The organism is Flavobacterium sp. WV_118_3, from assembly GCF_039778605.1.
In the GTDB taxonomy this organism is placed as follows: Bacteria; Bacteroidota; Bacteroidia; order Flavobacteriales; family Flavobacteriaceae; genus Flavobacterium.
The window spans coordinates 2028996-2055065 of record NZ_CP156060.1; the positions used below are offsets into that span (position 1 = coordinate 2028996).

The 26070-nt window shown below is 41.3% G+C and carries 27 protein-coding genes; 9 read left to right on the forward strand and 18 right to left on the reverse strand.

Annotated elements, in window-relative coordinates:
- From ABFU83_RS09475 to ABFU83_RS09500, 6 genes are read right to left on the reverse strand one after another with little or no spacing between them, the layout of a single operon-like run.
- Entirely contained in the window at nucleotides 1–1161 is a 1161-nt protein-coding gene (locus ABFU83_RS09475) for a 3-dehydroquinate synthase (protein ID WP_347065455.1), read from the reverse strand.
- A gap of 23 nt (nucleotides 1162–1184) precedes the next feature.
- On the reverse strand, nucleotides 1185–2075 hold the full coding sequence (eboC, locus tag ABFU83_RS09480) for a UbiA-like protein EboC (protein ID WP_347065456.1): 891 nt from the start codon (nucleotides 2073–2075) through the stop codon (nucleotides 1185–1187).
- An 8-nt stretch (nucleotides 2076–2083) separates the two neighbouring features.
- Nucleotides 2084–2989: a TatD family hydrolase gene (locus tag ABFU83_RS09485; protein ID WP_347065458.1), complete on the reverse strand. Its 906-nt coding sequence runs from the start codon at nucleotides 2987–2989 to the stop codon at nucleotides 2084–2086.
- Nucleotides 2990–3020: 31 nt separating this feature from the next.
- On the reverse strand, nucleotides 3021–3848 hold the full coding sequence (locus ABFU83_RS09490) for an EboA domain-containing protein (protein WP_347065460.1): 828 nt from the start codon (nucleotides 3846–3848) through the stop codon (nucleotides 3021–3023).
- 17 nt (nucleotides 3849–3865) lie between these two features.
- Nucleotides 3866–4987 (reverse strand): ferritin-like protein, encoded by a 1122-nt coding sequence (locus ABFU83_RS09495; RefSeq protein ID WP_347065462.1) that lies wholly within the window; start codon nucleotides 4985–4987, stop codon nucleotides 3866–3868.
- 37 nt (nucleotides 4988–5024) lie between these two features.
- Nucleotides 5025–6833 (reverse strand): hypothetical protein, encoded by a 1809-nt coding sequence (locus ABFU83_RS09500; protein ID WP_347065463.1) that lies wholly within the window; start codon nucleotides 6831–6833, stop codon nucleotides 5025–5027.
- Between the two features lie 410 nt (nucleotides 6834–7243).
- On the opposite strand from ABFU83_RS09500, the gene ABFU83_RS09505 reads away from it, so the two are divergent.
- Entirely contained in the window at nucleotides 7244–8470 is a 1227-nt protein-coding gene (locus tag ABFU83_RS09505; RefSeq protein ID WP_347065464.1) for a hypothetical protein, read from the forward strand.
- Nucleotides 8471–8521: 51 nt separating this feature from the next.
- Here the strand turns inward: ABFU83_RS09505 and ABFU83_RS09510 are convergent, their stop codons facing one another.
- Entirely contained in the window at nucleotides 8522–9217 is a 696-nt protein-coding gene (locus tag ABFU83_RS09510; RefSeq protein ID WP_347065465.1) for an alpha/beta hydrolase, read from the reverse strand.
- A gap of 124 nt (nucleotides 9218–9341) precedes the next feature.
- On the reverse strand, nucleotides 9342–9926 hold the full coding sequence (locus ABFU83_RS09515; RefSeq protein ID WP_347065467.1) for an HdeD family acid-resistance protein: 585 nt from the start codon (nucleotides 9924–9926) through the stop codon (nucleotides 9342–9344).
- 144 nt (nucleotides 9927–10070) lie between these two features.
- Here ABFU83_RS09515 and ABFU83_RS09520 point away from each other — a divergent pair, with 144 nt between their 5' ends.
- A complete protein-coding gene (locus ABFU83_RS09520) occupies nucleotides 10071–10517 on the forward strand; it encodes a nuclear transport factor 2 family protein (protein ID WP_347065468.1) in 447 nt (148 codons plus the stop codon).
- Here ABFU83_RS09520 and ABFU83_RS09525 read toward each other — a convergent pair.
- Together ABFU83_RS09525 and cls are read right to left on the reverse strand one after the other, a co-directional pair.
- Nucleotides 10492–11271, reverse strand: a complete 780-nt coding sequence (locus tag ABFU83_RS09525; RefSeq protein ID WP_347065470.1) for a metallophosphoesterase family protein — start codon at nucleotides 11269–11271, stop codon at nucleotides 10492–10494. The two genes, ABFU83_RS09520 and ABFU83_RS09525, sit on opposite strands and share 26 nt — an antisense overlap.
- 83 nt (nucleotides 11272–11354) lie before the next feature.
- Entirely contained in the window at nucleotides 11355–12830 is a 1476-nt protein-coding gene (cls, locus tag ABFU83_RS09530; protein WP_347065472.1) for a cardiolipin synthase, read from the reverse strand.
- Between the two features lie 130 nt (nucleotides 12831–12960).
- On the opposite strand from cls, the gene ABFU83_RS09535 reads away from it, so the two are divergent.
- A complete protein-coding gene (locus tag ABFU83_RS09535; RefSeq protein ID WP_347065474.1) occupies nucleotides 12961–13950 on the forward strand; it encodes an alpha/beta hydrolase in 990 nt (329 codons plus the stop codon).
- On the opposite strand, the gene ABFU83_RS09540 is transcribed toward ABFU83_RS09535, so the two are convergent.
- The 3 genes from ABFU83_RS09540 to ABFU83_RS09550 all read right to left on the reverse strand — a co-directional run bounded on the left by ABFU83_RS09540 (nucleotide 13934) and on the right by ABFU83_RS09550 (nucleotide 16782).
- On the reverse strand, nucleotides 13934–15583 hold the full coding sequence (locus ABFU83_RS09540) for a patatin-like phospholipase family protein (protein ID WP_347065475.1): 1650 nt from the start codon (nucleotides 15581–15583) through the stop codon (nucleotides 13934–13936). The two genes, ABFU83_RS09535 and ABFU83_RS09540, sit on opposite strands and share 17 nt — an antisense overlap.
- Nucleotides 15584–15738: 155 nt before the next feature.
- Nucleotides 15739–16206: a protease complex subunit PrcB family protein gene (locus ABFU83_RS09545; protein ID WP_347065477.1), complete on the reverse strand. Its 468-nt coding sequence runs from the start codon at nucleotides 16204–16206 to the stop codon at nucleotides 15739–15741.
- A 168-nt stretch (nucleotides 16207–16374) separates the two neighbouring features.
- Nucleotides 16375–16782, reverse strand: coding sequence for a hypothetical protein (locus tag ABFU83_RS09550; RefSeq protein WP_347065479.1), 408 nt, complete (start codon nucleotides 16780–16782; stop codon nucleotides 16375–16377).
- Between the two features lie 277 nt (nucleotides 16783–17059).
- Here ABFU83_RS09550 and ABFU83_RS09555 point away from each other — a divergent pair, with 277 nt between their 5' ends.
- From ABFU83_RS09555 to fabF, 6 genes are all read left to right on the forward strand, one after another.
- Entirely contained in the window at nucleotides 17060–18232 is a 1173-nt protein-coding gene (locus ABFU83_RS09555) for an MFS transporter (protein ID WP_347065481.1), read from the forward strand.
- A gap of 158 nt (nucleotides 18233–18390) precedes the next feature.
- Entirely contained in the window at nucleotides 18391–18975 is a 585-nt protein-coding gene (locus ABFU83_RS09560; protein ID WP_347065483.1) for a TetR/AcrR family transcriptional regulator, read from the forward strand.
- A gap of 44 nt (nucleotides 18976–19019) precedes the next feature.
- Nucleotides 19020–20192 (forward strand): acetyl-CoA C-acyltransferase, encoded by a 1173-nt coding sequence (locus ABFU83_RS09565; RefSeq protein ID WP_347065484.1) that lies wholly within the window; start codon nucleotides 19020–19022, stop codon nucleotides 20190–20192.
- Between the two features lie 14 nt (nucleotides 20193–20206).
- The gene (locus ABFU83_RS09570) at nucleotides 20207–20641 is read left to right on the forward strand and encodes a PaaI family thioesterase (protein WP_347065486.1); all 435 of its coding nucleotides are present in this window, start codon (nucleotides 20207–20209) and stop codon (nucleotides 20639–20641) included.
- 47 nt (nucleotides 20642–20688) lie between these two features.
- Nucleotides 20689–21234 carry a TetR/AcrR family transcriptional regulator gene (locus ABFU83_RS09575; protein ID WP_347065488.1) on the forward strand — a complete coding sequence of 182 codons (546 nt, stop codon included), beginning with the start codon at nucleotides 20689–20691 and terminating at the stop codon, nucleotides 21232–21234.
- A gap of 37 nt (nucleotides 21235–21271) precedes the next feature.
- A complete protein-coding gene (gene fabF / locus ABFU83_RS09580; RefSeq protein ID WP_347065489.1) occupies nucleotides 21272–22510 on the forward strand; it encodes a beta-ketoacyl-ACP synthase II in 1239 nt (412 codons plus the stop codon).
- A 97-nt stretch (nucleotides 22511–22607) separates the two neighbouring features.
- Here fabF and ABFU83_RS09585 read toward each other — a convergent pair whose 3' ends face one another.
- The 5 genes from ABFU83_RS09585 to def form a co-directional block, all read right to left on the reverse strand.
- Nucleotides 22608–23744 carry a hypothetical protein gene (locus ABFU83_RS09585; protein ID WP_347065490.1) on the reverse strand — a complete coding sequence of 379 codons (1137 nt, stop codon included), beginning with the start codon at nucleotides 23742–23744 and terminating at the stop codon, nucleotides 22608–22610.
- Between the two features lie 18 nt (nucleotides 23745–23762).
- Nucleotides 23763–24080, reverse strand: a complete 318-nt coding sequence (locus ABFU83_RS09590) for an antibiotic biosynthesis monooxygenase (RefSeq protein ID WP_347065491.1) — start codon at nucleotides 24078–24080, stop codon at nucleotides 23763–23765.
- Nucleotide 24081: 1 nt separating this feature from the next.
- Nucleotides 24082–24855, reverse strand: coding sequence for a nucleoside triphosphate pyrophosphohydrolase (gene mazG / locus ABFU83_RS09595; RefSeq protein ID WP_347065492.1), 774 nt, complete (start codon nucleotides 24853–24855; stop codon nucleotides 24082–24084).
- A gap of 70 nt (nucleotides 24856–24925) precedes the next feature.
- The gene (locus tag ABFU83_RS09600) at nucleotides 24926–25354 is read right to left on the reverse strand and encodes a DUF5606 domain-containing protein (protein WP_136402657.1); all 429 of its coding nucleotides are present in this window, start codon (nucleotides 25352–25354) and stop codon (nucleotides 24926–24928) included.
- 56 nt (nucleotides 25355–25410) lie between these two features.
- Nucleotides 25411–25998, reverse strand: a complete 588-nt coding sequence (def, locus tag ABFU83_RS09605) for a peptide deformylase (protein ID WP_347065494.1) — start codon at nucleotides 25996–25998, stop codon at nucleotides 25411–25413.
- Nucleotides 25999–26070 lie beyond the last annotated feature (72 nt).

Consider the following 26070-nt stretch of genomic DNA (forward strand, 5'->3'; position numbering starts at 1 on the left):
TTATTCCTGAATTAGAACATTCGATTTTATCAGATATTGAACTGCCTGCGAAAGGATCGTTTTTTCGATATGGTGTACTTCCTCACCAGTTCCGATACCTTTTAACAACATGACAGTGAGTTCTCCTCCCAGATGTTCTCTGAATTCTTCAAGTCCTTTATACAATAGCGGATTGACTTCCGATTGGGTTTTATCCGATAATAAAGTGTGAAAAATTTCAAAGCCTAAATCGGTTAAACAGGTCAGAATGCGCTGTAACGCTTCTTCATCCAATCGTCCGGTTTTGTATGAATATACCGAATCCAGTGCTATTCCAATAGCAACGGCTTCTCCGTGAAGCACTTCGTATCCGGACAAATATTCGAGTTTATGCGCAGCCCAGTGTCCGAAATCCAATGGTCGTGACGAGCCTTTTTCAAACGGATCACCTGCAGTTCCTATATGTTCGATATGCAATTGGGCACAACGGAAAATCAATTGTTCCATAACCGCCATATTCCGTTCGTTTAGTGCTTCGGTATTTTGGGCGATCCAGTTAAAAAAAGCAGCATCTTTGATCAACGCTACTTTTATCGCTTCTGAAATTCCCGAACGCCAGTTTCTGTCGTCAAGGGTTTCCAAAAAACAGGAATCGTTGATAACGGCATATGGTGGCGAAAAGGTTCCCAGAAAGTTCTTTTTTCCAAAGTAATTAATACTGGTTTTTACGCCTACTCCCGAATCGTTTTGCGACAATACCGTTGTCGGAACGCGAATCAAACGAATCCCGCGGTGAGCAATAGCGGCGGCATATCCTGCGGCATCGAGTACGGCGCCTCCTCCAATGGCGATTAAATAGGAATGTCTGTCGATGCGGTTGTTGTGAATGAGTTGTAATATTTCTTCAATAGTATGATCATCATTTTTAATGTTTTCGCCGCCTCTTACAATCAAGATACTGCTGTCAACTGTATGTAATTCAAAATAATCGGATATATCGTTAATGATGTTGGGATGATAAACCGCGATATCTCGTTCGATCACCACCACTATTTTGGAATTTTCGGTTTTAATGATGTTTATAAGTTCTTTATTGTCGGTTTTAAAGACATTACGGGTAAAAACAACATCGTAATGATAGTCTACCTGAAAATGCTGACGGATATTTTGGGCTTTATACATAATTTATCGTATTAAATTATAAATCAGGTTACTGCAAATTTTCGAGCCAGTAAAACGGATAATGGCAATAAGATTAAAACCGGAAGGGCATAATTCCAGTTTGCAAATCCGGCGATATAACAGGCATTGAGTAGTATTAGCGACAACACGCCTGTTTTTACGGCTTTTTTGATCCAATCGGGTTGGTTGTTTTTATAGGCTTTGTACTTGGCTAAAAAGTTAACACCATACCAAAGTACCAGAAACGGTGCGGCAATTTTTAAATTAAGGTTGCCGTATTGACTAATCCCGATAAATAGAATTACGACTACCGCATCCAAAAGCATGGCTAGCAAAATGGATGTTTTGTTGTTGCCGCTTACTTCTTTTTGTCCGGTTAACGTTATCGCGGCAATAAACAATACCGGGATGATCACCATATACCCGTCACGGAATATGTTTTCGGGGATGATACTCATGCCGAGTAATAAATTACCGCCACGACAAAGTCCCATATTTAAGGGTCCCAGAAACGAATGGTGTTTCCCGATTTTATCGTAGGTTAAAGCCAATACCATAATAATCAGAGCCAAAATGCCACTGATTTTGGACACCATAAAAGCGGATACAATCCCCATAACGAAAAGTACAATTCCGAGTACCGATGCTTCTGTAACAGAGACTTTTCCACTGGGTAAAATTCTTTCCGGACGATTGACACGGTCTTCTTTAAGGTCGAAAACGTCGTTAAAAACAATTCCTCCGGCATAAAGACCAATGGTAGCAAGCAATAACCATCCGACACTACTCCACGACGTTGTGTCCCAATCGGTTGCGATAAGAAAACCGGAAATCGCTACGCCGCCCAAAATGTCGGATAAAGCCGTCATGATATTGGCCGGTCGCATTAACGTCAGATAATAATATAATTTCATTGTATCGGTTAATTATCAACAATATTCGAAAACGATACGACTTTGGCTTCTTGTCCTCTCAGGATTCCGCTACCGTCATACAAAGCCGACTGCTCTACGATCATTTCTTTTTTCCAGTCGTCTTCTTTCATCTGTCCACTTTGCGAATAGGCGGTTAAGGCATTTTTATAACAAGTCAGGTGTACGTCTTCTTTAGCAATACCTCTTTCCAGCATTAAAGCGGCTGTTTTGGGTACGGATAACGGATCACTTACACCCCAATCGGCTGAACTGTCGACAATAATTCTTTCGGAGCCGTATTTTTTGACAATTTCAACCATTCGTTCGTTCCCCATTTTGGTATTCGGATAAATGGTAAATGCGGTCCAATAGCCTCTGTCCAATACGTGTTTTACGGTTTCTTCGTTGTTGTGATCAATCACAACCATATGAGGCGGAATACCGTGTTCTTCGAGTACGTCCATACTTCTGATGGTTCCGTTGATTTTATCGCGGTGTGGCGTATGTACCATAACCGGAAGATTAAACTGCAACGCCAGTTCTATTTGTAATCTGAAATATTTGTCTTCCGCAGCTGTTTGATCATCATAACCAATTTCGCCAATGGCCACGACGCCTTCTTTTCCGGCAAATAAGGGTAATAATTCCATTACCTGTTCTGCCAGTGCTTCGTTATTCGCTTCTTTGGAGTTAAGTCCCATCGTACAATAATGCTTGATTCCAAATTGGGAAGCACGGAAACGTTCCCAACCGATTAGCGTACTGAAATAATCTTTAAAGGATCCGGCTTCGGTTCGGGGTTGTCCCAACCAAAAAGCAGGTTCAATTACGGCTACAATTCCGGCGGCGCGCATGGCTTGGTAATCATCAGTTGTTCTGGATACCATGTGAATATGTGGGTCTATAAAATACATCGTGTTTCTTTTTTAATAATTTGTAATGGTGTTATGTGTTTTTGATCAGCGCCTCATAATCGGCTCCTATTTCGTTCCAACCTCTGCCGTTGGACTCCAAAACTTTGGCGGCCACTTCTTGTTCGAGCGGCGTGCCGGTTTGCATGACTTTATACAGATCGGTTTCGATTACTTCATCGACAAAACCTTCAATTCCTCTCCATATTTCCGGGGTTACGGCTCTTCCCGCCGACCAGCGTTCGTGGATGTATCCGTGGAGCATAAAAGCCAGTTTTTCGTTGGCCCGCAAATCCAAACCATAAATACGGAATAAGGGTCGTGCGGTAAAAACGGCTTTTAAAACCAACTGGTTCCAGGCGTCTTCGGGTAAATACAAATAAGCATACGGGTTGTGCAGCGCTATGGCTTCGAAAACATCGGTCATATTGGTGCGCACACCTTCCTGCATCCGCAAGGTGAAATCTTCTGCATTATCCAGAAAATACAAGCCTTTGTAAAGGGTTATCAGCTCTTTTATATCGGCAGTTTCAAAGATCAGTTTCAGTAGGTTTTCATTTCTTTCCAACGGTAGGTTAACCATTAAAAATACCCGGCTCAATTGTTGGTTGTTCCATTCTGAAGCCGCAAATCCGGGATACAATTTTTCCAGTCGGCTTAGGGTTTCCGGTTTGTATTCCGGTAAATCCAGCGTGATATGACGCGGAATCAAACTAAATAAGGAAATGAACTGGTTTCCCAGTTCATCTCTATTTTTAGAACCTATGTTGGCGTCGAACCAGCTGCGTTGGACTTCCGGTAAGCTGTCCTGCAACAATTCCAGTAGTACCTGGTGTGCTGTAATTTCTGCCGTTTTATACATCTGTCCGGTGTTTTATATTAAACATTTACTTTGTTTTCCATGTACTGATCTTTTTCACTTGGCGTTAGATTATCGTTTGTGATATATTCATAGCTAGGTCCGGCGGTATATCCCGGTTGGTTCGGACTAGGCAGCTTTAATAGTCGTAAAGCGTATAATCGCAACGAATACATCAACCCCATTGCCGTGTCGATTTTTTCCGGTGCTCCGTTAAATGTGATATGCAAACTGTTTAACAGGTTGGTATAGGTGTAATTAAAAAACTTGCTGTTTACATAAGCTGGAGAATCTACAGGGTAATCGCTCATTTTAGGGTTTTTGGCCATATTCGGGATTTTTGATTCGTCACACGGAATAGGATCTCCGGAGTACGAATACCCACTTTCGGCATTCGGATCTTTAACCAGTTTTCGACCTTTATAGATTTCCTCAAAACGATAGTAATGTGCCGGTTCTGTTGCTTCACCCGGCCCTAAATCTTTTTCACTTATAAAAGGATCGGTACTGGTTCCTTCTCCCTGATCCACTATAATATTGATCCCTTTTAATGCAGTAATCAAATCCTTGATCGGGAATAATTCTTTGGCCGGAAACCATTTTTCATTGGTCATCTGATACGTCGAATCGCCTGTAAAAATGGTTTTACCTTTTAATTTTGCTTCTGCTTCCAAAAAGGTAAGCTGTTTGGCAATTTTATCGTAAAACATTCCGATGGTCAGTTTGTCTTCTGCTCCTTTCATCATCATAAAACTTTTTATTTTGATCGGATCTTCCGGTTCTTCAATCGCCATAAAAACGTCTTTCATCAGGTCTTTTGTAAATTTTGCGATCGGTACAATCAAACCGGAATCCACGCCGCCCGGAAGTGGCCCCGGATACGTTGGGATAAAACCCGGTTGGTTTAGTACCGGTTTTCCTCCAATAGCGTTCATTAAATTACATGCGATGGATAAATGCAGCATTTCTTCTACTACAACGGATCCGATTAATTTTGAAATTTCATTATTCCCGGTTTCAAACAGGGTAAACATAGCAGTCAGATAAGGTGGAATCGTCGAGTGTTCCAGCTCAATTGCCGTTTGAAGTGCCTTTCTGATATCTTCAATCGTTTCTATTTGTATATTTTTAAGATAAATCATGAGTAGTTGGTTTTGTTTTGTTGTTTGCTTGTTTGTTTTAGGTGCTTTGGATGATACGTTCTGCTGTTGATAAATCGGCCAATGCATTTTCTTTTATGGCACGGTCCAAATAATTCAGTATCATCTGTTTTTTGTCTCTCGAAAGGTCACGGGTAACCGGCATATGGTTCGGATCTTCTCTTGGCAGATCGAAAACAAAGCGCAGTAGTTTGGCGTTATTATCGACCACTTCTCTATTGGCAAGATTAAAAATGCCTTTGGACATTAGCGGGTACAAATTGGCATATTGCTGCATTACCGGTTGCACGTCTTTGTCCCAATCTGGTTTTGCAATGACTTCCGGCTTAACGGAATCGAAAACCAGAATACTGATAAAGTTCGTCGGATCGATCCCCGATAATGCGGCTGGTAATACAACCGGATTTCCATCTTTTATTGTAAAAGTGAAATCGACCGTTGGATATCCTTCCAGGTAATACCATAGTGCATAAACCTGACCATCGATAAATCCTCTTGGATTTTGCGGATTGGATGCTTTTACTGTTAGTGTCGCTTTTCCATTAGTATCGGTTACTACACCGGGCTCGAAAGCCAGAATATTTGGTGTGGAAGTGGCCGGCGTTCCGTCTCCTTGTCCCATAATATTGATCAAACTATCTTGAAACTGACAAACAATAGCCTGATTTACCATCGGTTTCCCTAAATAGGTTGCGTAGAAATCGATGTTACTTTCTTCTCCCGAATTCATCCGGAATACAAACTGGTCGGCTCTTACATAATGGGTAAGTTCTTTAACTAAAGGCGATAAGCTTCCGTCCGATTGCTGGTTCATGATGGCCAATGGGCAATTTCTCACCATATCCACCTGCTCGTCAGTTAGCCTGATCTTAACCAAACCACCTCTGTTTTCATACCATTTTGGTAGTTTAAAGTTGAGTTCTCCCAGCGGAACATACGCTTCACCTCCAATATTTGCAGCTAGAACCAATGTGCGTGATTCTGCAATGGCTCCTTCCGGACCTGCAGTTTGCAGAAAATTTCCAAGATCCAGAATAAATTCTTTGGTTTCTTCCTGTAGTAGTCCATTGGCCACATATACGGAGGTGCTCAATGGCATATACATTCCACTGTTACAGGTAAGATCGGAAACGAATTGTCTACCCATTATAAAGTGTTTCGGTTCGTCCATACGCGATGGTCCGATACTTCCCACTATTCGGCCAATTGTAAAATGGGCGGAATCGTGTTGCTGGTTAAAAATATCCACATTGAATTTCATCGATAAGCGCTCCGGGCTTTCTTTTCGTAGTTCCTCCAGATAACGGGATTTACTTTCTACTTCCGACCATTGCAGGTCTGTAACTACCGACTGATAGCTAGCCGATGCGCCACCGGATCCTTTTTGAGTCGTTGAACGATTCCACCAGATGTCGTTAAAGGCAATTGGTTCAAAATTTCCTTTTACAAAATCGGTTTCGCCTTGTCCAATCCGAACAATCATTCCCCAAATTTGGGAAACCGATTGTTGTTGCGGGTCCAGATCCACAATTTTTCCAGCTACCCGGCTGTTGGCATCCATAATACTCATCCCGATAATCGGGTCCTTAGCAGGATCACTGGTTGTAGTGCCGTCCATATAGGTCACACTGGTTATGACGCAGTCTATCAAACGCCAGTTCCCGGTTCCGTCCGGATTCCACCAACCATTCGTTCCTCCTTCCCCGTATTCCTGATAGCTGGGTTGGAAGGTCGCATTGTTGTAATGATTCACATCATTGTTTACCGTGGAAGGATCTGCCTGAAACTTCCCTGAAAAGGTTAGTCTTGGTGAATTTAAATAAGCCATATTATAACAAGTTAAATAATTACGTTAATGAACGATTTGAGGTATTTTTTTATTCTCAAAATGAGAATATTTTTATGTATTCAAAATCTAGTATTTCTCATTATTCGACAGTGAATGTTCAACACCTTCACTTTCAATTTAATAAACTATAAATATCACAAATACAAACCCTTAATTACCAAGTACAAATACCCGTTTATCAATTCACGTATTTATACCGAATGCTATTGATAACAGCAGTAATTTCATACAAATACCATAAAATACTGTAATAAAAGGAATTAGCTTTGGTGAATTTAAAAATATAAAATATTCTCAAAAAGAACCATTTTTTTTTTATATTTATTTTAAAATTAATCACATTTTGCGTATTTTAGTTTTTAGAATTAATCCCAAAAATCAATACTGTTATGGTAAAAAAATTACTTTTCTTTTCCGGATGCCTTTTTTGGGCACTTCTTTCCGGTTGTAATGATCACGACGACAATCCGGTTGGTACTTCGCATGATTCGATGTTTTTTATCGATTATCGGGATCTGAACGGTGGTTCGGATGGCATGGCGGTGATCGAACTCGATCCTGAATCGCCTAATTTTGGAAATATTAGCAGTCGATTGGAATTGGGTGTTGGCGTACTTCCGCATCATATTTATTACGACTATTTTGCCCAAAGGCTCTATACGACGGCTTTAGGTGGTAGTTATCTGTATCAGATCCGTACGGTGGAAGATGCCAATGGCTTACCGACATTGGTGAGCGCTACTCCGATAAATACCGGGACAAGTACGGTTGGTGAAGATATTTTCTTTACAAGTGATAATCGGTATTTTGTGACATTTATGGGTGGCGACGGTAGTCTGAAGGGCGGAAGTGTGGGTGTTTTTAACGCGACTAATAATCAATTGATCAAAACAATATCGGGTTCTATTGATGCAAATCCGAATACGTTTATCATGTATCCGCACGGTATTTCGATCAGTGCCGAAAAAGGATTGATGATGGTAACCTCAACGATTCATCCGGATCTGACTTCCGGTGTGGGCAATACCTGTACCCTAATCGATTTGAACACCTATGAAATGATCGAAACTTATACGGTTGCCGATAGTCCTTCGGATATGTCGAGTCCGGTGGAGGTTTTATTACTGCGCGGTCAGTTTCCGAAATTTGCGCTGGCGACGACGATGTTGGGCGGCGATATCTGGATGGCTCCTTATAATGCGACTACCGGTAAATACGATGCTTTTACCAAGGCATTCGACGGTTCGACTATGGGATTGGGATGGGCTTTGGAAATGTATATGGACAATAACAAACATCTTTATGTTAGTTTTGGAGAACCCGGAAAAGTGTTGGTTTTCGATATCAGCGAATTGCCGACTTTAAAGCTTTTGCGAACACTGGATGCCGATGAGGGGGCGCATCATATGGTTTTCTTTAAAACAAAATCCGGAAGAGAGGTGGTTGCGGTTCAGAACAATCTGCTAAATCTACCCAACTTAAATTCCGGGACGATTACCGTAGTCGATGTGAAGACCGGCGAAAAACTGGGCAAAGTCGATTTGCGAAATCGTTACGGCATATTACCGGAATCGATCGAAGGTACCGGCGGACCGAGCAATTATTTGCATCATTAATATTAAAATAGCAACACCCGGAAATCCGGGTGTTGCTATTTTGTTTCAGTATTACTTTTCCAGTTCTTTAACCGCATGTAGTATCAGTTTTGCAATCTCATGCGGATGAGAAACCATTGACGCATGACTGGCATCGAGCGACAAGGTTTTGGCATTCATCCTTTCGGCAAAAAAATGTTGTGTGATCGGTGGCAACATCTGGTCGCTTTCCGAAATCTGATACCAAACCGGTAATCGCTTCCAACCTACGGTTGTGGGCTTGTCTTCAAAGCACCTTCCCGATGTGGGCTTATGGGTTGCTGCCATAACCAGCGCTTCGGCTTCGCTACAATCGTGGGCAAAACTTTCTCTGAATTTGTCTCTTTTGATCCAGAAATTCCCATAAGCATCCGGATAAATATGAGCACCTCCGGCCGGAATGGCATCCTTAGTCAGCAGGGTTTTTAGGTTTTCGGTTTCATCAGGCGCAAAAGCAGCGATATAGACGAGTCCTACTACATCCGGACATTTTGCCGCGGCATCTGTTATAACTACTCCTCCATACGAATGCCCAACCAAAAGTGTAGGACCTTCCAAAGATTCAACCAGTCGCTTAACCGTTTCCACATCATCAGCCAATGCCGTTAACGGATTTTGTGCGGCTACGACCGTATGTCCTGCCATTGCGAGTTCCGGAATCACATTTTTCCAATGCGAACCGTCACCCCATGCGCCGTGAACCAATACTATATTAAGTTTATCAGACATAACTTTCTTTTTAAATTTAGCCTCTTAAAATTACGAAAAAATCATTTCCGGTAAAAAGAATTTGTTTTTTCTTCGTTTATATTTAACAGTCCAAAGTATTCATAATCAACAGATTTAAAAAACATTAGTCTTCAAAATGCTTTTTACTGAATGTATGCAATCGGCGTAGTTTAAAAGCCAGAATAATCCTAAAAATACCATAGGTGATAAAAGCCATTGCCGTCCAGATGATGATGGTCATTCCGCCAAAAACCGGATTCCAGATCATAATAAACGAAAAAAGTAATCCCAAAATTCCCAGTAGCAACAGCCAATACCAGTCACGTATGCCAAAACCTTTCAGATCGAACGCATAGCCTATGGCTGCCACCGATCGGAACAATAACATAAATCCGACATAAAACGGCAATACTGCCATCGACAATCCCACGTTGGATGCCAATACAATTCCGAACAGCAAATCGATAATCCCACCGGCCAATATCCAACCCCAGTTATCGATTTCTTTTCGATTGCTAATTGAAAAAATAATTTCGAAAATCCCGTTTACTAAAAAAATAACACCAAACAAAAGGGCCAGCGTTACATAGGACTCCAATGGTGTTTTTAAAATCCAGAATCCGAATAAAAGAAACAGAATACCTACAATAAGCGATAAATACCAATGTTTTACAGCATTTTTAATGTTTTTGAACAATTGTTTTTCCATATCGATCGATTTAAAAGTGAATACAGCTTCTTATTTCTTCTTTTACCTGCCCAAATTCAAAATTTCCTGTCAGAAGAAACTACTATCTGGTTTTAAATTACTAAATTTCTGTGACTTTTACAATTATATCTAATCGATACGCTTATGAAAAATCTTATCTTAGCCTTGTTCGCCTTAGCGGTAATGGTGTCTTGTTCCGATAAAAAAACAGATCGAAAAGAAACGTTACACCAAAACGAAAAACTGATCCAACAGTATTTCGACTATTTTAACAAGCACGATTGGGCAAAACTGTCTGAAATGTATACCGAAACGGCCGAATTCCGGGATCCGTCACTCGGTCCGGATGTGGTCAAGCAATCCCGCTATCAGATCATTAAAAAATATACGGAATTAGCACAGCTCTTTCCCGATCTGAAAGATACCGTTTCGACGATTTATCTGGCTGGAGAACATCATGTAGTAGTCGAGTTTACGTCAAGTGGTACAGCACCGGATAAGTCCCGGTTCCTGCTACCGATCTGTACTATTTTTACAATTGAAAATGGAATGATCACTAAAGATTTTACGTATTATGATAATTTCGAATAACCCGTTCCTGGCGTTGTAACAATAGGAAATTGGCGTAAAAATCGGGAATTCCGCTTGTCATAATAGCATCAGCCGTTTCTTCTACCGGATAGGGTAATTTAATGATTTCGACCGTTAATGTTGTTGTTCCGATATCCAACAGTAAATAGGTCGCCATCGATTCACCTTCTTTGGAACGTCCCACCGAACCACAATTCAGCGCCAGTTTTTCGATGGCTTCACCGGCTTTGATTTTTCGGATATACGATTGGTGGGTATGTCCCATAACCAGAACATCGGCATTTTCCTGTTCCATCATGTCGTACAGATCGGCCTCGTTATGGTTTTCATAAATATATTCTTCGTTACTTCTCGTACTGCCATGTACCAGTAACAGGGCCAGTTCGCGTTCCTGTTGCGTAAAAGTAAGCTTGATTTTTTGCGGCAGTTTGCTTAAAAAGTCTTTGTTTCCGGGCGTAATGGTATCACGGGTATGAGCAACAGCCTGAATCCGCGCACGGGTTTCATCCTCGGAATGTTTTTTCAACGGAATCACCGGGTAATCAAAAGCAATGCGCTCATCATGATTTCCCATGATACAAGGTATGCGGGAACTTCGTAATAATTCGATCACTTCATTCGGCCAGGGTGCAAAATCGACCAGATCACCCAGACAATATACCTGATCGGGTTTTCGTACATCCAAATCGGCTAAAATGGTTTTTAAAGCCGGAAGGTTTCCATGTACATCACTAAAAATAGCTATTCGACTCATAGGCTTGGGGTTTGTTACAAAGGTACGGCATTTGTCAATTTTGATACCAATTTTCCGATGATTCCCCTTTTTATCACGATCAGTTACATTAACGGAGCTGCCAAACGTACCAGTCGCTCTTTAAATTTTTGCATCCGGGATCGTTTTCGCCATTGTACCGGATCAATCTGTTCGGAATCGTCAAGGTCTTTGTAAAATTGAGCGCGTAACGCTTCCGCTATGGTCGTATCATAAATAATCGCATTGGCTTCAAAATTCAGATCAAAACTCCTGTAATCCATATTGGCCGAACCTACCATACTAAATTGTCCGTCGCAAACCATAGTCTTGGCATGAACAAATCCTTTTTGGTAACGGTATACCGCAACTCCGGCTTCCATCAATTCTTTATAATACGAAGCCGATACCGCATTTACTATTTTCGAATCGGAAATGCCTGGAACCAGTACTTTAACCGCAATACCGCTTAACGCGACAACTTTAATCGCGTTCAACAGGGTTTCGTCCGGAATAAAATACGGTGAGGTAAGTAATACTTCCTTTCGCGATACCGCGATGCTTTGTGCCATCGATAACATAATGGACGGTATCTTCGAATCGGCTCCACTAACAACCGTCTGCACAATAGTATTTCCTGCCTTTTCGCGGTTTAATCCGGACGGAAAAAAGCATTCTTCCGGCTGTAAGGTTTGTCCGGAGGCAAAGTTCCAGTCGCTTAAAAAAGTATATTGCAGGTTATACACACCAGTTCCCGCGATACGGATGCTCGCATCCCGCCAATAATAGTCGTTTTCAAAACGAGAGTCGTTTATATAGCGATCGCTTACATTAATGCCGCCTACATAGCCAATTTTACCATCTATCACCACTATTTTCCGGTGATTTCGGTTGTTGACACGGTTGGCGAGCAGTGAAAAAATGATTTTATAAAATGGATAGACTTCCACACCGTTTTCCCGTAGCCGACGCGCCAGTTTTTTGATCCCGGAACTCCCAAAAGCGTCATAAACAAAACGTACCGCTATACCTTCTCTGGCTTTTCGGATAAGCAGGTTGGCAATCGCATTTCCGGTTTCATCGTCTTCGTAGATATAATATTCGAGATGAATATTTTTTTCGGCCGCCTCCATATCCTCCAGTAATCTTGGAAACTTTTGCTCCCCGTTAATCAGTAAATCAACACGATTGGTATCGGAAATCAGACTGTTTTCATTTTTTAAAACCATCTTCGCTACACTGTCAAAATTGCCGAAAGCTTCCGGTTTGTTTTGCAGTATCTTCCGGGAATTATCGTTGACCGCCCGTATTACCTGAGCCAGTAAATTATCGTCTTTTATGATCTTCTTGGAATAAATTTCCCGTTTCCGGTAATTGAATCCAAAAGAAAAGTAAACAAAAATACCCGCTACCGGAAGGAAAGTAACCAAAAGCAGGTAGGCAGAGGCTTTGGCTGGTGATTTGGTGTTGTAGATAACAATACAGCAAACCGTTATTACGATCAGGTAATAAACCGATAGGAATAAAGTGCTCCACTGGTTGATCAATCCTTCCAAAGTCATCAATGCCAAATTTTACCTTAAATGTACCTTGTTTTCGTTACAGTAACAAATTTTAACCGGAAAAACAGAAGTGTTATATTTGTATAACCTCGCGATACGGATCAAAAAAATGCTGAACCAATACTTCGTTATGAAAATTAAAAAGATCATTTTAGGATTGTTGGGAACCCTTCTGATTTTGGGTATTGCTGGCTATACCACTTCTAAAATCAGTCCGTGGCCTATGGCACTTTTTCTTCGGTATGCGTTTGATTACGGCGCCGATAAAAAGTCGGAAGCCATAGAAAAATACGTTCCGGATCGTATTACTACAATACCGGATCAATGTTATGATCCGACCGATCCGGAAGCGCTTCTGGATGTGTATTATCCCGAAAATCAACCGATAACGGCCTCCATTGTCTGGGTTCACGGTGGCGGATGGCTTTCCGGGAATAAAGAACAGGTAGCCAATTATGGTAAAATACTGGCCTCAAAAGGTTTTTCGGTGGTTAGTATTGACTATGCACTGGCACCATCCGTAGTCTATCCCGGTCCGGTACGCCAATTGAATACAGCCTTGGATTATCTGATACAAAACCAACACCGATTGCATATCCGCACTGCGAAAATGATTTTGGCAGGCGATTCGGCCGGAGCGCAAATTGCAGCACAAACCGCTGCTTTACTTACGTCCCCGGAATATGCCAAACTACTGGGGATTCTTCCGAAAACTCCGGTTTGTCCCATTGCCGGATTGGTTCTGTATTGTGGACCATACGACATTGGCAAAACCGATGTGGAAACCGGATTTAAAGGACTCGCCAGACCGATATTATGGTCGTATAGCGGTACCAAAGATTTTATGAACGATGCTTATTTTAAAACCGCTTCAGTAAACCAATACATCACTAAAAATTTTCCACCGGCGTTTATTTCGGCCGGAAATGGAGACGATTTATTGTTGCAATCACAGGTATTGGCCCGACATCTATGTGATTTGGGCGTTCCGGTCGACACCTTGTTTTTCCCGAATACCTATACTCCGAAACTGCCGCACCAGTACCAATTTGATCTCGACGATAAAGCCGGAACTATTGCCTTACAACGTTCCGTTGCATTTATTAAGACGTTGCCCTAGCCGCGATCATAAATAACGGATCGGCATTAAAGGTTTCAAAATCAAACTTTAACAGCGCTTCCAATTCGATAATTTCAGGTGTTTTATCGGTTTCTTTTATTTTTTTCAGGTATTGCAACAGGTTATAACAGGTGGTAAACTGTCCGGTGGCAATAATGCTTTCCTTTACTTTTTCCGACTGATGACGGGAATCAAACCATAAGGTTGTACTCATCGTTCTGGCTTTTTCGGCTGTTGCAATTAGTTTTTGCGACGGATATAACGGATCGATGGAAACATCGTCGGGATTAAATTTGGTTCGGCTCAGATCGTAAATCGTATTCTGAATGACTTTATCACGGTATTTTTTATCCGTAAACAAACGATCGTAATACATGCGCCGGATTTGTTTCAGATATATATCATTGGCCAAAATAAAAACCGATTTGGCTCTTGATAGCAACATGTGTTTTAAAATGTCAAAACGCAATCTGTACAATACATTACTGTATTTTTTAAATACGGTATTCCAGGATCCGGTTTCGGAAGTTTTTCGGACCGCTTTTATCATTTTTGACACCATAAATCCGATCACTACCGCCGAAAAAATTCCGGACAGCGTTCCTACAATGTAATGCCACGGCTTCCACTGATTAATAAAAACCAATAGCAATGGGAACACGCATGCCAGCAGAAAAAACAGGGTTCCGATACTACGAAGTGAAAAACCATTATACCAACGGTTTTTATAAACCGGCAACGTATAACCATCCATCAGATAACTGCTCACATCACAACTGATAAACAAATCAAATTTATCCGCTTTTTTTCGTCGGTCGTCCGCTTTTAAAAAGGAACCGATTCCCTGATTGTCGGTAATTCCGCCGTCCATGATTCCGAATTGTTTTTGCTCGAAATTTTTATTTTTAAGGAAATCCACCCGATTGTAATCGGACAGGGTATATTCGTTTTCTTCATAGGCAATGGCATTTTCCAACGCTTCTTTAGTCAGATTCGGACCTGTAAAGTCTTCCGGGAACAACATGGGTTCAAAACCGGACGGAAAACAGGACGAACAAGCTAATATATCGGACAATCTAAGCTGATCGGCTACGGTTTTTCCTTTTGGCGTAAAATAGATATAGCGGTTTCCAATTTTTCCACCGGATCGTTTTTTATCACCATTTTGCGATTGGAAACGAAACGGTAATCCGTTTGAAAATTCGGTTGCATTGACACAGATTTCCTCCAGGTGTACCGGGTTTTCGGATTGTGAAAATACTCCGAAGGTTTTTCCGGCAAACATTTTATCGTATACCAGACTAAAAGCATTAATAAAGTTACGACTCTTATGTGGTCGTTCCTTCCAGAAGGCTGGATTGTCTAAGGTTTGGATTGCATCGGCTAAAAGTTGTTCGCCTGTGAGTTGCTGATCCAGAAAGGTATAAAATTCCTCGAAGGTTTTCCCTTCAAATAGAAAGCTGCTGTAGGATAAATTGGTAATACTACCACCGGAAGTCGATGATATATAACGGACATTATGTAACAACGGTTTCCCTTCGTATTGAATTCTGTTTAGATAAGACAGACATCCCAAACTATAGGCCGCTGCCCGGAATCCGCCTCCGGAAAAAGCGAGTGCAATGTTTTTCATGGGTGTTGGTTTGGCCTCGCTAAAATCACTATTTATGACGGAATACACAAATTTTCACCATTATGTTTCCAACAATAACACAATAACGATTGTATTTGTAATTATCTTAAAACAAAAATGAGCCTTAATGGCTCATTTTATTTTTATCTGCTTTTTTAGTCTTCAAAGACAATCGGCTTCCCGGTTCGTTTGATTTTTACAATTTCAAAAGGTTGTGTAATCACCGTGGTCGCATCGCCTGTTTTGATATTGTCCAGATGAACTAACAAATTTTGTTGGTTCTCGGCTATATCCGTAATGTCAATCGTCCATCCGCCGCTCATTTTAACTTCATCAAAAATGGCCAATACCTGATATAACTCAAAATCAACCTCCGTTTGCGTAAACTGATAGGTCGTATTATTAACGGCATCCATCGCTGCTTTTAAGGCATCCCATTCCGCTTGTGAATTGATCACTAAATTTTGCTGACCAATATTTTCAGAACTGCCACCATAAAGGTTTCCTTTTCCAACCATCTGGAAATTGACATTCTGATCCTGTGGAGCGCTCGCTACAGTTGTTGCATCATCGCTACAGGCAACCAGTAACAAACCTGTAAAAAGAAGTAGTATTTTTTTCATAGTCATTCGTTTATAGGGGTTATTGTTGTTTGGTCCGACACGGCTCAATTGCCAAAGTCTTTTCAAATTTAAAAAAATTACACTAAAACACTACATATCAACATTATAAATTTAAACCAATAAAAAAACCGGGATCGAAACCCCGGTTTTACTTTTTCATTACAGGACTTATTTTTTCAATTTATCCATAGCGTTTTTAGCGTCTTCTTTTGCTTTTTCAGTTCCGGCTTTAACGTCTTCAGCGGCTTTGTTTGCAGCATCTTTTACGTCCTGAGCAGCCTCTGCTGTTTTGGTTTTTGCTGTTTCCCAGGCCGCTTTCGCTTTATCTACAGCCTCCTGAGCCAGTTTTTCTGCAGCTTTGTCACCTTTAGCTTTCGCTTCTTCCAACGACTTCTCCGCCGCTTTCACGTCAGCCTCCAACTTCGTCATATCCGAATTGGTGTCGGCTTCCATTTCAGCAGGTGCTGGTGGTGGCGCTACTTCCATTGTTTCTTCTTCCGGTTTTGGTGTTTCTTTTTTACACGATGTTGCGAATAACATTCCGCATACAGCAAGGGTTAACGTTAACTTTTTCATTAGTTATAATTTTAATGGTTGAAACTTACTCCTAAAAGTATAAAAAAAAATAATTAACTCCGCTATTTTTTTAACTAAAAAAGCTTTACAAAAATAAAATAGAATCAAAATCACCTTACAAAAAATGTCTTTTTACTCGGTTAAATCCAAGCCATTTTATTTTTTTAACAAATCTGATGGCTCAAAATAACGTCACAACGCTTCCAAATAGATCGGACTATTTTTTCCGGTCTCGCTTTTAGTTCGTAATTTTGCGTGCTTAAAATCTTTATCGGAAATGATTACTAAGCCCTCCCATCCCATTTACAATATTCACTTCGGCTTGGTATGCCTGAGTTCTTTACTATTTTCAGCCAGTTTTAATATGCTTATACCCGAACTACCGGAATATCTGAGTAGCATGGGCGGTGCGGAATATAAAGGCTTGATCATCGCTTTATTTACACTTACTGCCGGTATTTCAAGACCTTTTAGCGGCCGGCTTACCGATACCATGGGACGCGTTCCCGTTATGGCTACCGGTTCTATCGTTTGTTTTGTATGTGGTTTCCTTTACCCGGTTTTAAGTACGGTTTCCGGCTTTTTATTCCTGCGATTACTACATGGTTTTTCAACCGGTTTTAAACCTACGGCTACGGCCGCCTATGTAGCCGATATTATTCCAAGGGAACGTTGGGGCGAAGCGTTGGGTTTACACGGACTTTGTTTTAGTACCGGAATGGCAATCGGACCGGCAATCGGAAGTTCGATAAAGCTCTATTTTTCGATGAATATACTCTTTTATGCCTCTTCCCTGTTTGCGCTGTTGTCGATTTTGATTTTACTGAACATGAAAGAGACGCTTAAGGACAAAGAACGTTTCCGTTTTTCCATTTTAAAAATCTCCCGAAAGGATATCATAGCCGTCGAAGTACTTCCGGCCGCTATTGTTACTTTTCTGTCTTATATTGCCTATGGCGCGATCCTAACGCTTATCCCGGATTGGAGTCAGCATATGGGTATTGAGAATAAGGGTTTGTTTTTTATGGTCTATACAATCGCTTCATTGGTGATCCGTTTTATAGCCGGTAAAGCCTCCGATCAATACGGTCGTATCCGCGTGATCAATATCGGACTGGTTTTATTGTTCGTTTCGTTGGCGGTTATCGGTTTTGCCGATACGTTTACCGGATTGATGGTCGGTGCTTCTATTTATGGTATTGCCACCGGTATTTTATCACCGGCTTTAAACGCCTGGACTGTCGATATGAGTCATGTGGATCATCGTGGAAAAGCCATGGCAACCATGTATATCGCACTCGAAGCCGGTATTGGTCTTGGGGCGCTTTGTGCCGGATGGTATTATCAGGATGTCATCGCAAAAATCCCGATCATTATGTACACCACAGCCGTAATGTCGGTCTTTGCTTTAGTTTATATGCTGTTGCGAAAACGATCACAATTGACCTGATTGCTTGTCAATTAATGGTATAATCGGATAATTTCATGGTCTTTTGCGGTTTTATCAGTACCAAAATAGGCGAAACACCATTTCTATATACTAATTTTAAATTAAAAGTATTGCAAAATAATACCAATCGGTATATATTTGTTTTTTATCTGTAACCAATGGGCAAAGCCGAAAAAACCAAACAGTTCATTATCGAAAAAACTGCTCCAATCTTTAATTCCAGAGGTTTTTGGGGTACTTCGTTACAGGATCTTACCAGCGCAACCGGGCTAACCAAAGGGAGTATTTACGGAAATTTTAAAAATAAAGACGAGGTGGCGTTGGCTGTTTTGGAATACAATCTCAATAAAGTGAGTAGTCTGGTGATTCGTGCGATTGCCGAAAAAAAGAGCTATCGGGACAAATTATTATGTTATCCGGATTTATACGAAGATTTTGCCAAACACGATTTCCCGGCTGGTGGTTGTCCGATTTTGAATACAGCCATTGAAGCCGATGATACGCATCCGGCACTAAAAGAAACGGCTAAAAATGCCTTATTATATTGGAAAGATTCCTTGATGCATCTTATTAACAAAGGCAAAGAAAAAGGCGAATTTAAACCCGAAACCGATGCCGAAGAAAATGCCTTGGCGATCATTGCATTAATCGAAGGTTCGCGTATGATGATCAAACTAACTGGAAAACTAAACCATAACCGTTCCATCATGCAGACGCTTCGAAAACTAATTGTAGAACTCTGATTTTTTTTAACCAAAAATATACCGATCGGTATAAAAACTATTTTATGAAAAATGTAAACATCATCTTAGCCCGACGTACTCCCATAGGAGGATTTCTGGGTAGTTTAGCGTCACTAAGTGCGACCGAATTGGGTAAAATCGCCATAACCGGGCTTTTGGAACAAAGCGGACTACCGCCAACTGCTATTGATTCCGTTTATTTGGGGAATGTCCTTTCGGCCAACTTAGGACAATCGCCAGCCAGACAAGCTGCATTAACCGCCGGAATTCCGGACAAAACAGATTGTACAACGATCAATAAGGTTTGCTCTTCCGGTATGAAAGCCGTTATGTTGGGCGCACAACAAATTCAATTAGGCATTGATCAAATCGTATTGGCCGGAGGTTTTGAAAGCATGAGTAATGTTCCGCATTATATCCAACATCGAAAAGGAACCAAAATGGGACATGATACGGTAACCGACGGACTTTTAAAAGACGGACTAACCGATCCGTACCATCATTTTCATATGGGAAATGCCGCCGAAATCTGCGCCCGAAAATTCAATATCAGTCGGGAAGCACAAGATGCCTATGCGTTGGAATCCTATCGCAAAGCCACTGAAGCTTCCCAATCGGGTAAATTCAAAAACGAAATCATTCCGATCACCATACAAGACAAAAAGGAAACCCGGATTATGGATCAGGACGAAGACATTTATAAAATCATCCTGGAAAAAATTGCAAAACTGGCGCCATCATTTGAAGAAAACGGTACCATAACCGCTGCGAATGCAAGTAACCTAAACGACGCTGCCTGCGCGATTTTACTGGCTTCCGATGAAGCTGTCGCACAATATAACCTAAAACCCGTTGCCCGGATTATTGGCTATGCCGACGCAGCACAAGCTCCGGAATGGTTTACCACTTCACCTTCGCTTGCGATTCCGAAAGCTCTGGAACAGGCAAAGCTATCCTTGAATGCAATCGATTATTTTGAAATCAACGAAGCTTATTCGGCTGTGATTCTCGCTAATCAGCAAATACTAGGTCTTGCGCCCGAAAAAGTAAATGTATACGGTGGTGCGGTTGCGATGGGGCATCCAATCGGGGTTTCCGGTGCCCGAATCATCACAACTTTACTATCGGTACTGGAACAGGAAAACGGCCGTTATGGTGTCGCGGCTATCTGTAATGGCGGTGGTGGCGCATCGGCCGTAGTTCTCGAAAAATTGTAATCTTATTTTATCTTATGAAAAACGACGCTTTTGATTTTTTAAAACAACATATCGGTAAGGAGGTTAATACTTCTCCATCTCCTTTTATGAACTGGCTCCGACCAACCATGTTGGAAGTGGAAGAAGGCAAACTGGTTTTCCAATATACCATACGTCACGAAATGACCAATCCGTATCGCACACTACACGGTGGCATTATCGCTGCCATGATCGACGATGCAATCGGTGCGACGCTGATTTCGTATAATGAGCCTTATTTTTATCCGACAATTAATAATGTGATCGATTATTTTGCTTCGGCACGCGAAAACGATGTGATTATTGCCGAAACCGCCATCAACAAAAAAGGAAAACAAATCGTAAATGCCCAATGCGAAATCTGGAATCACGATAAAACCCGACTCTTAGCCAAAGGTTATACCAACTTGTTGCGTACGGATATAAAATAAATTACAACACTTACTTACTAATAAGTAAAATTTATATCTTTGCCCTGATGAAGGATACCCGATCCCATATTATCCGGCTTGCCGACGAATTGATCCGGTCAAAAGGCTATAATGCATTTAGTTATGCGGATATTTCCAAAGAACTGAACATTAAAAACGCGGCCATACACTACTATTTCCCATCCAAATCGGATTTGGGCGCAGCTGTTATTGATCATACAACGGAACGATTTAAGGAAACTATTGCTGCCTGGGAATCATTACCGTATGAGACGCAATTGCATCAGTATACCTGTATGCATAATAAAACCCGTGAGAATCGATGGGTATGTCTTATGGGTGCTTTGTCTCCGGTACACGATACCTTATCGCCCGAAATGCAGCAAAAGCTCAAGGAAATGGCCGAAAGTATTCTTCAGTGGCTTACCGGATTACTGGAAAAAGGAAAAGCCGATGGTAGTTTTCATTTTACGGAAACTCCAAAAGCAAAAGCCTATTGCATCCAGTCGTCGTTATTAGCTTCTTTGCTTTTAAACAAGGTATTGCAAAACGATGTTTGCCAGGTGATTCAGCAAAATATTCAGGAAACGTAGATTTTTAAACATACTTATCAGTAGAAAACCATTAATAATGAAAAGAGTTGTAATTACAGGACTTGGGGCGCTTACCCCAATTGGAAATACGGTCACCGAATTCTGGAACAACAGTATCAAAGGAATTAGCGGAGCCTCCAAAATAACACGTTTCGACGCTTCGAAATTCAAATCGCAGATTGCCTGTGAGGTAAAGAATTTTACACCATCGAATTATCTCACCCATAACGAAATCAAGCGTAGTGACTTGTTTACACAGTATGCCTTATATAGTGCCGCCGAGGCGATGGAAGATTCTGGATTGGACCTAACGACTATCGATCCGTTTGATATCGGGGTAATCTGGGGTGTTGGACAAGGTGGAATGGAAACGTTCGAAAACGAAGTGCGCGACTATACTTTAGGCGACGGAACACCTCGTTTTAGTCCGTTTTTTGTCCCTAAGTTGATTATCAATATGGCATCGGGAATGATCTCAATGAAATACGGATTGCGCGGCATTAATTATACGACGGTTTCGGCTTGTGCGACGTCTAATACGGCCATCATGGATGCGTATAATTACATCAAACTGGGCAAAGCCAAAGTGTTTGTCACCGGTGGTTCGGAAGCACCTATTACGCCGGCTTCGATGGGTGGTTTTTCGGCCCTTAAAGCCATGTCGACCCGCAATGACGATCCAGCAGCGGCTAGTCGTCCTTTTGACGTGAATCGCGACGGGTTTGTAATGGGTGAAGGTGCCGGAGCTTTAATCCTTGAAGATTATGATCATGCGGTAAAAAGAGGGGCTAAAATGTATGCTGAAATCGTAGGTGCTGCAATGACAGCCGATGCGTATCATATGACATCTCCGCATCCGGAAGGAATCGGTGCCGCTAAAGCAATGGAATTGGCTCTTGAAGAAGCACAATTGACTCCGAATCAGGTGGATTATCTGAACATGCATGCAACTTCCACTCCTGTTGGTGATGTGAGCGAGTTAACCGCTGTTAAAAAAGTATTTGCTAACAGTCCGAATCTTAGTGTGAGCGCTACCAAATCGATGACAGGACACTTATTAGGAGCCGCCGGTGCGATCGAGGCCATATTGTCGATTAAAGCAATTAATCACGGTATCATTCCGCCAACAATCAATTTAGATGACGTTGATCCGAATATCCCGGAAGGTATAAATATTGTAGCGAATCAGGCACTTGAGAAAAAAGTGGACGTCGCTATGAGCAACGCATTCGGTTTTGGCGGTCATAACGGAATTGTGATCTTTAAAAAGATATAATTTGAACACCTATAACACCTGACCCGTTTTTAAAACGGGTCAGGTGTAAAACAAAAAGAGGTTGAAAATTCCAACCTCTTTATTCTTTATTCTCTTCCTATTTCCTTTTATAATCGAACGTTGCCGGGAATTTCCGGGTTACAATATTCGGTTCGGACAATATCTTTTTTTCATATTTCGGACTGATCTGTTTGTCCATATAGGTCTCCTCTTTAAACTTTTTATGTTCTATAATGGCCGACACTTTTACATTCACATCGATAGGCTGTACGTAGTTGTCATTTTTCAGCATCACATAGAATTTACCCTGTAACATTCCCGGTTCGGTAAAGCGTTTCGATGTTGCAATTCCTTTTCCGAAATCGTAGGATTTAATCGGTTTCCCCTGAAGGTATAACTTTTTGTTTTCTTCGTTTACCAATGCATATTCCACGTCTTCCCCAATAGACGGCAATGCCAGATTGGTTACCGCTCCGGCCGCTAGTCCACCTAACGGACTGGTAAAAATCGTTGTTGCGCCCTGAACAGCTCCTACGATAACCTTGCGGTTTTGTTGCCAATAATCATTGCTTTCTTTTCCAACACCAACCCAATACGCCCAGGCCACTACTTTTTTGCTTTCATCTGCCGTGATGGAATTCCCCGGTAGTGTAAAAAAGATACCCGACTGGCTCGGATCCAGACTTGTTTTGGCACTCACCCGCTGACTTTTGTCAACCACCATTTCCTCGTATTTCTTTTCGAAAGTAACTACCTTTCGGCTTTTACGAACATATACCGTATCATAACCTACCACAACTTCTTTGGTAAACGAATTCCAGGTCGTATCCTGTTCTGTTACCCATTTGACCGTCGTATTAAAATTCCGGTTTTCTTCAGTAGCCGGTGTACGCTGTATCAGTACCGAAAGCTGCTTCGGCTCCTTTTCGGTATTTTTAAAAAGGAATTTATAAACCCCTTTATGACTGACCAAAATGGCCTGCTTTTTTACTTTTTTGACATCCATCGCTTTAAATTTAAGGATGTCCGGAAATTCCGAAACCGATACTTCGTTTAGCTTTTTTCCGTTTTCCTCTTCAAAAGTGAGCAAAATCTGATCACCTTCAGCAAAACCGTATACCAATTCTTCTGTAGTGCCGGGTTTTACCTGTACGACGATTTCGGCAACTGTACTATTTTTTTGTGCAAAAAGAACGTTAACTGTCAGTAAAAACAGTAGGGTAATTTTATTCATGTTTTAATTTGTTATCTTTTATTTTTCAAAACCATAATCGCGTTCCACTTTGGCAATACGCACTTTAAAAACACGATACCAGTCGGCACGCCCTTTTTCACGGGCAATAGTATGTTCGACATTTTTTTTCCAGTGGGTAATCGCCTCCAAATCGGTCCAGTAGGAAACCGTAATACCAATCGCATTTCGTGCCGATTCCACTCCTAAAAAACCGGGTTGCTGTTTGGCAAGTTCGACCATACGATCGGCTGTCACACCATAATCGTCGTCAATTTCCGTTCGCTCGGATGTAAAAATCACCGCATAATACGGTGGTTCCGGTGTTTGTGCGATCATCTTAGTGCTTTTTAGCTTCTTCCCAGAAAACATCCATTTCGGCCAATGTCATATCGGCTAATGGCTTACCCATTTCGGCGGCTTTACTTTCGAGATACTGAAAACGTTTGATAAACTTTTTATTCGTACGCTCCAAGGCATCTTCCGGGTTTACATTTAGAAAACGAGCATAGTTGATCATTGAAAACAACACATCGCCAAACTCCGCTTCCATCTTGTCCTGATCCCCTTTCTTCACTTCAACCTGTAATTCTTCCAGTTCCTCCTGAACCTTATCCCATACCTGATGCGGCTCTTCCCAGTCGAAACCGACGCCTTTTACCTTATCCTGAATCCGACTGGCTTTTACCAATGCCGGCAGACTTTTAGGTACGCCTTCCAAAACGGATTTTTTACCTTCCTTAAGTTTTAGTTTTTCCCAATTCTGTTTGACCTGTTCTTCGTTTTCTACAACGGTATCACCATAGATATGCGGATGTCTGTCAATGAGCTTGTCACAGATCGAATTGGCTACATCGCCGATATCGAATGCCTCTTTTTCACTTCCGATTTTGGCATAGAAAACGATATGCAACAAAACATCGCCCAGTTCTTTTTTGATTTCGTCCAGATCGTTGTCCAGAATGGCATCGCCCAGTTCATAAACTTCTTCAATCGTAAGGTGCCGAAGGCTTTCCAGCGTTTGCTTTTTATCCCAGGGACATTTTGCCCGCAGGTCTTCCATAATGTCGAGTAAACGATTAAAAGCGTCCAGTTGCTGCTGCCGTGTATTCATAGGTTCAGAATTTGTGTAAAAATAAGAAATCCCGCCCGAAGGCAGGATTATTTTATAGCTGTTTCCGCAATTATTCTTCAGTAGCTGTTTCTGTTTCAGCTGCTTCAGCCGGTGCTTCTTTCGATACCAATCCATTTGCCTGTAACATATTGTACCAGTTCAATACTTTTTTAATATCGGAAGCATATACTCTGTCTTCGTCAAATTCCGGTAATACTTCTCTGAAATAGGATTCCAATGTTGCGTTGTCTTCTTTGTGTGAAATCGCAGGTCCGTTGTCTTCTTTTTCAGCAATTGCTCTGAAAACTTCTGCCAAACGGATTTCTCCATCATAGGTATAGATTGAAATTTCAGACAGTAAGCTTACATTACTACGTAAACCAACCGTGATTTTTTTACCGTCTAATAATGATTCGGCTACAAATCCGGTTCTGGTTTGTAATTTTAATGCGTATAAACCTGGTTTTCCTGAAATTGCTAATATTCTTTCGATGCTCATTTTTCTATTTTTTTAAAGGATGACAAATATCTAATCTTTGAATTGAAAAACAAAAATTATCGCCCTTTTTTGGCAATAAATTTCATTTTATAATCCGGACGCGTTTTGCCTTCCATGATGTTTTGTAATTTTTTTGAAATTAATCTTTTTTTCAACGATGAAATTTTGTCGGTAAACAAGATTCCTTCAATATGATCGTATTCGTGTTGGATTACCCGGGCAATCAATCCGTCATACACGTCGGTATGCTTCTTAAAGTCTTCGTCGTAATATTCGATGGTGATCTTTTCTTTACGGAATACATCTTCCCGAACATCCGGAATACTTAAACAACCTTCGTTGAATCCCCACTCTTCGCCTTCTTCTTTCAGAATTTTGGCATTGATAAACGTTTTGCGGAAGTTTTTTAACAGTTCCTGTTCTTCCTGCGTCAGATCTTCACTATCGCTAAACGGCTCACAATCGATGATAAAAATACGTATTGGCATTCCTACCTGCGGTGCGGCCAAGCCAACGCCATAGGCATTATACATCGTATCGTACATGTTTGCAATCGTTTCTTTTAACTTCGGGTAATCCTGCGTCACTTCTTCACATACTTTGCGCAGTACGGGATCACCATATCCGATAATAGGTAAAATCATTATTCTTATTTTAAAGGATTTACACGAATTAAAAGCAAAAATCATACCCTTAATCCGTCCGCAAAAGTAATC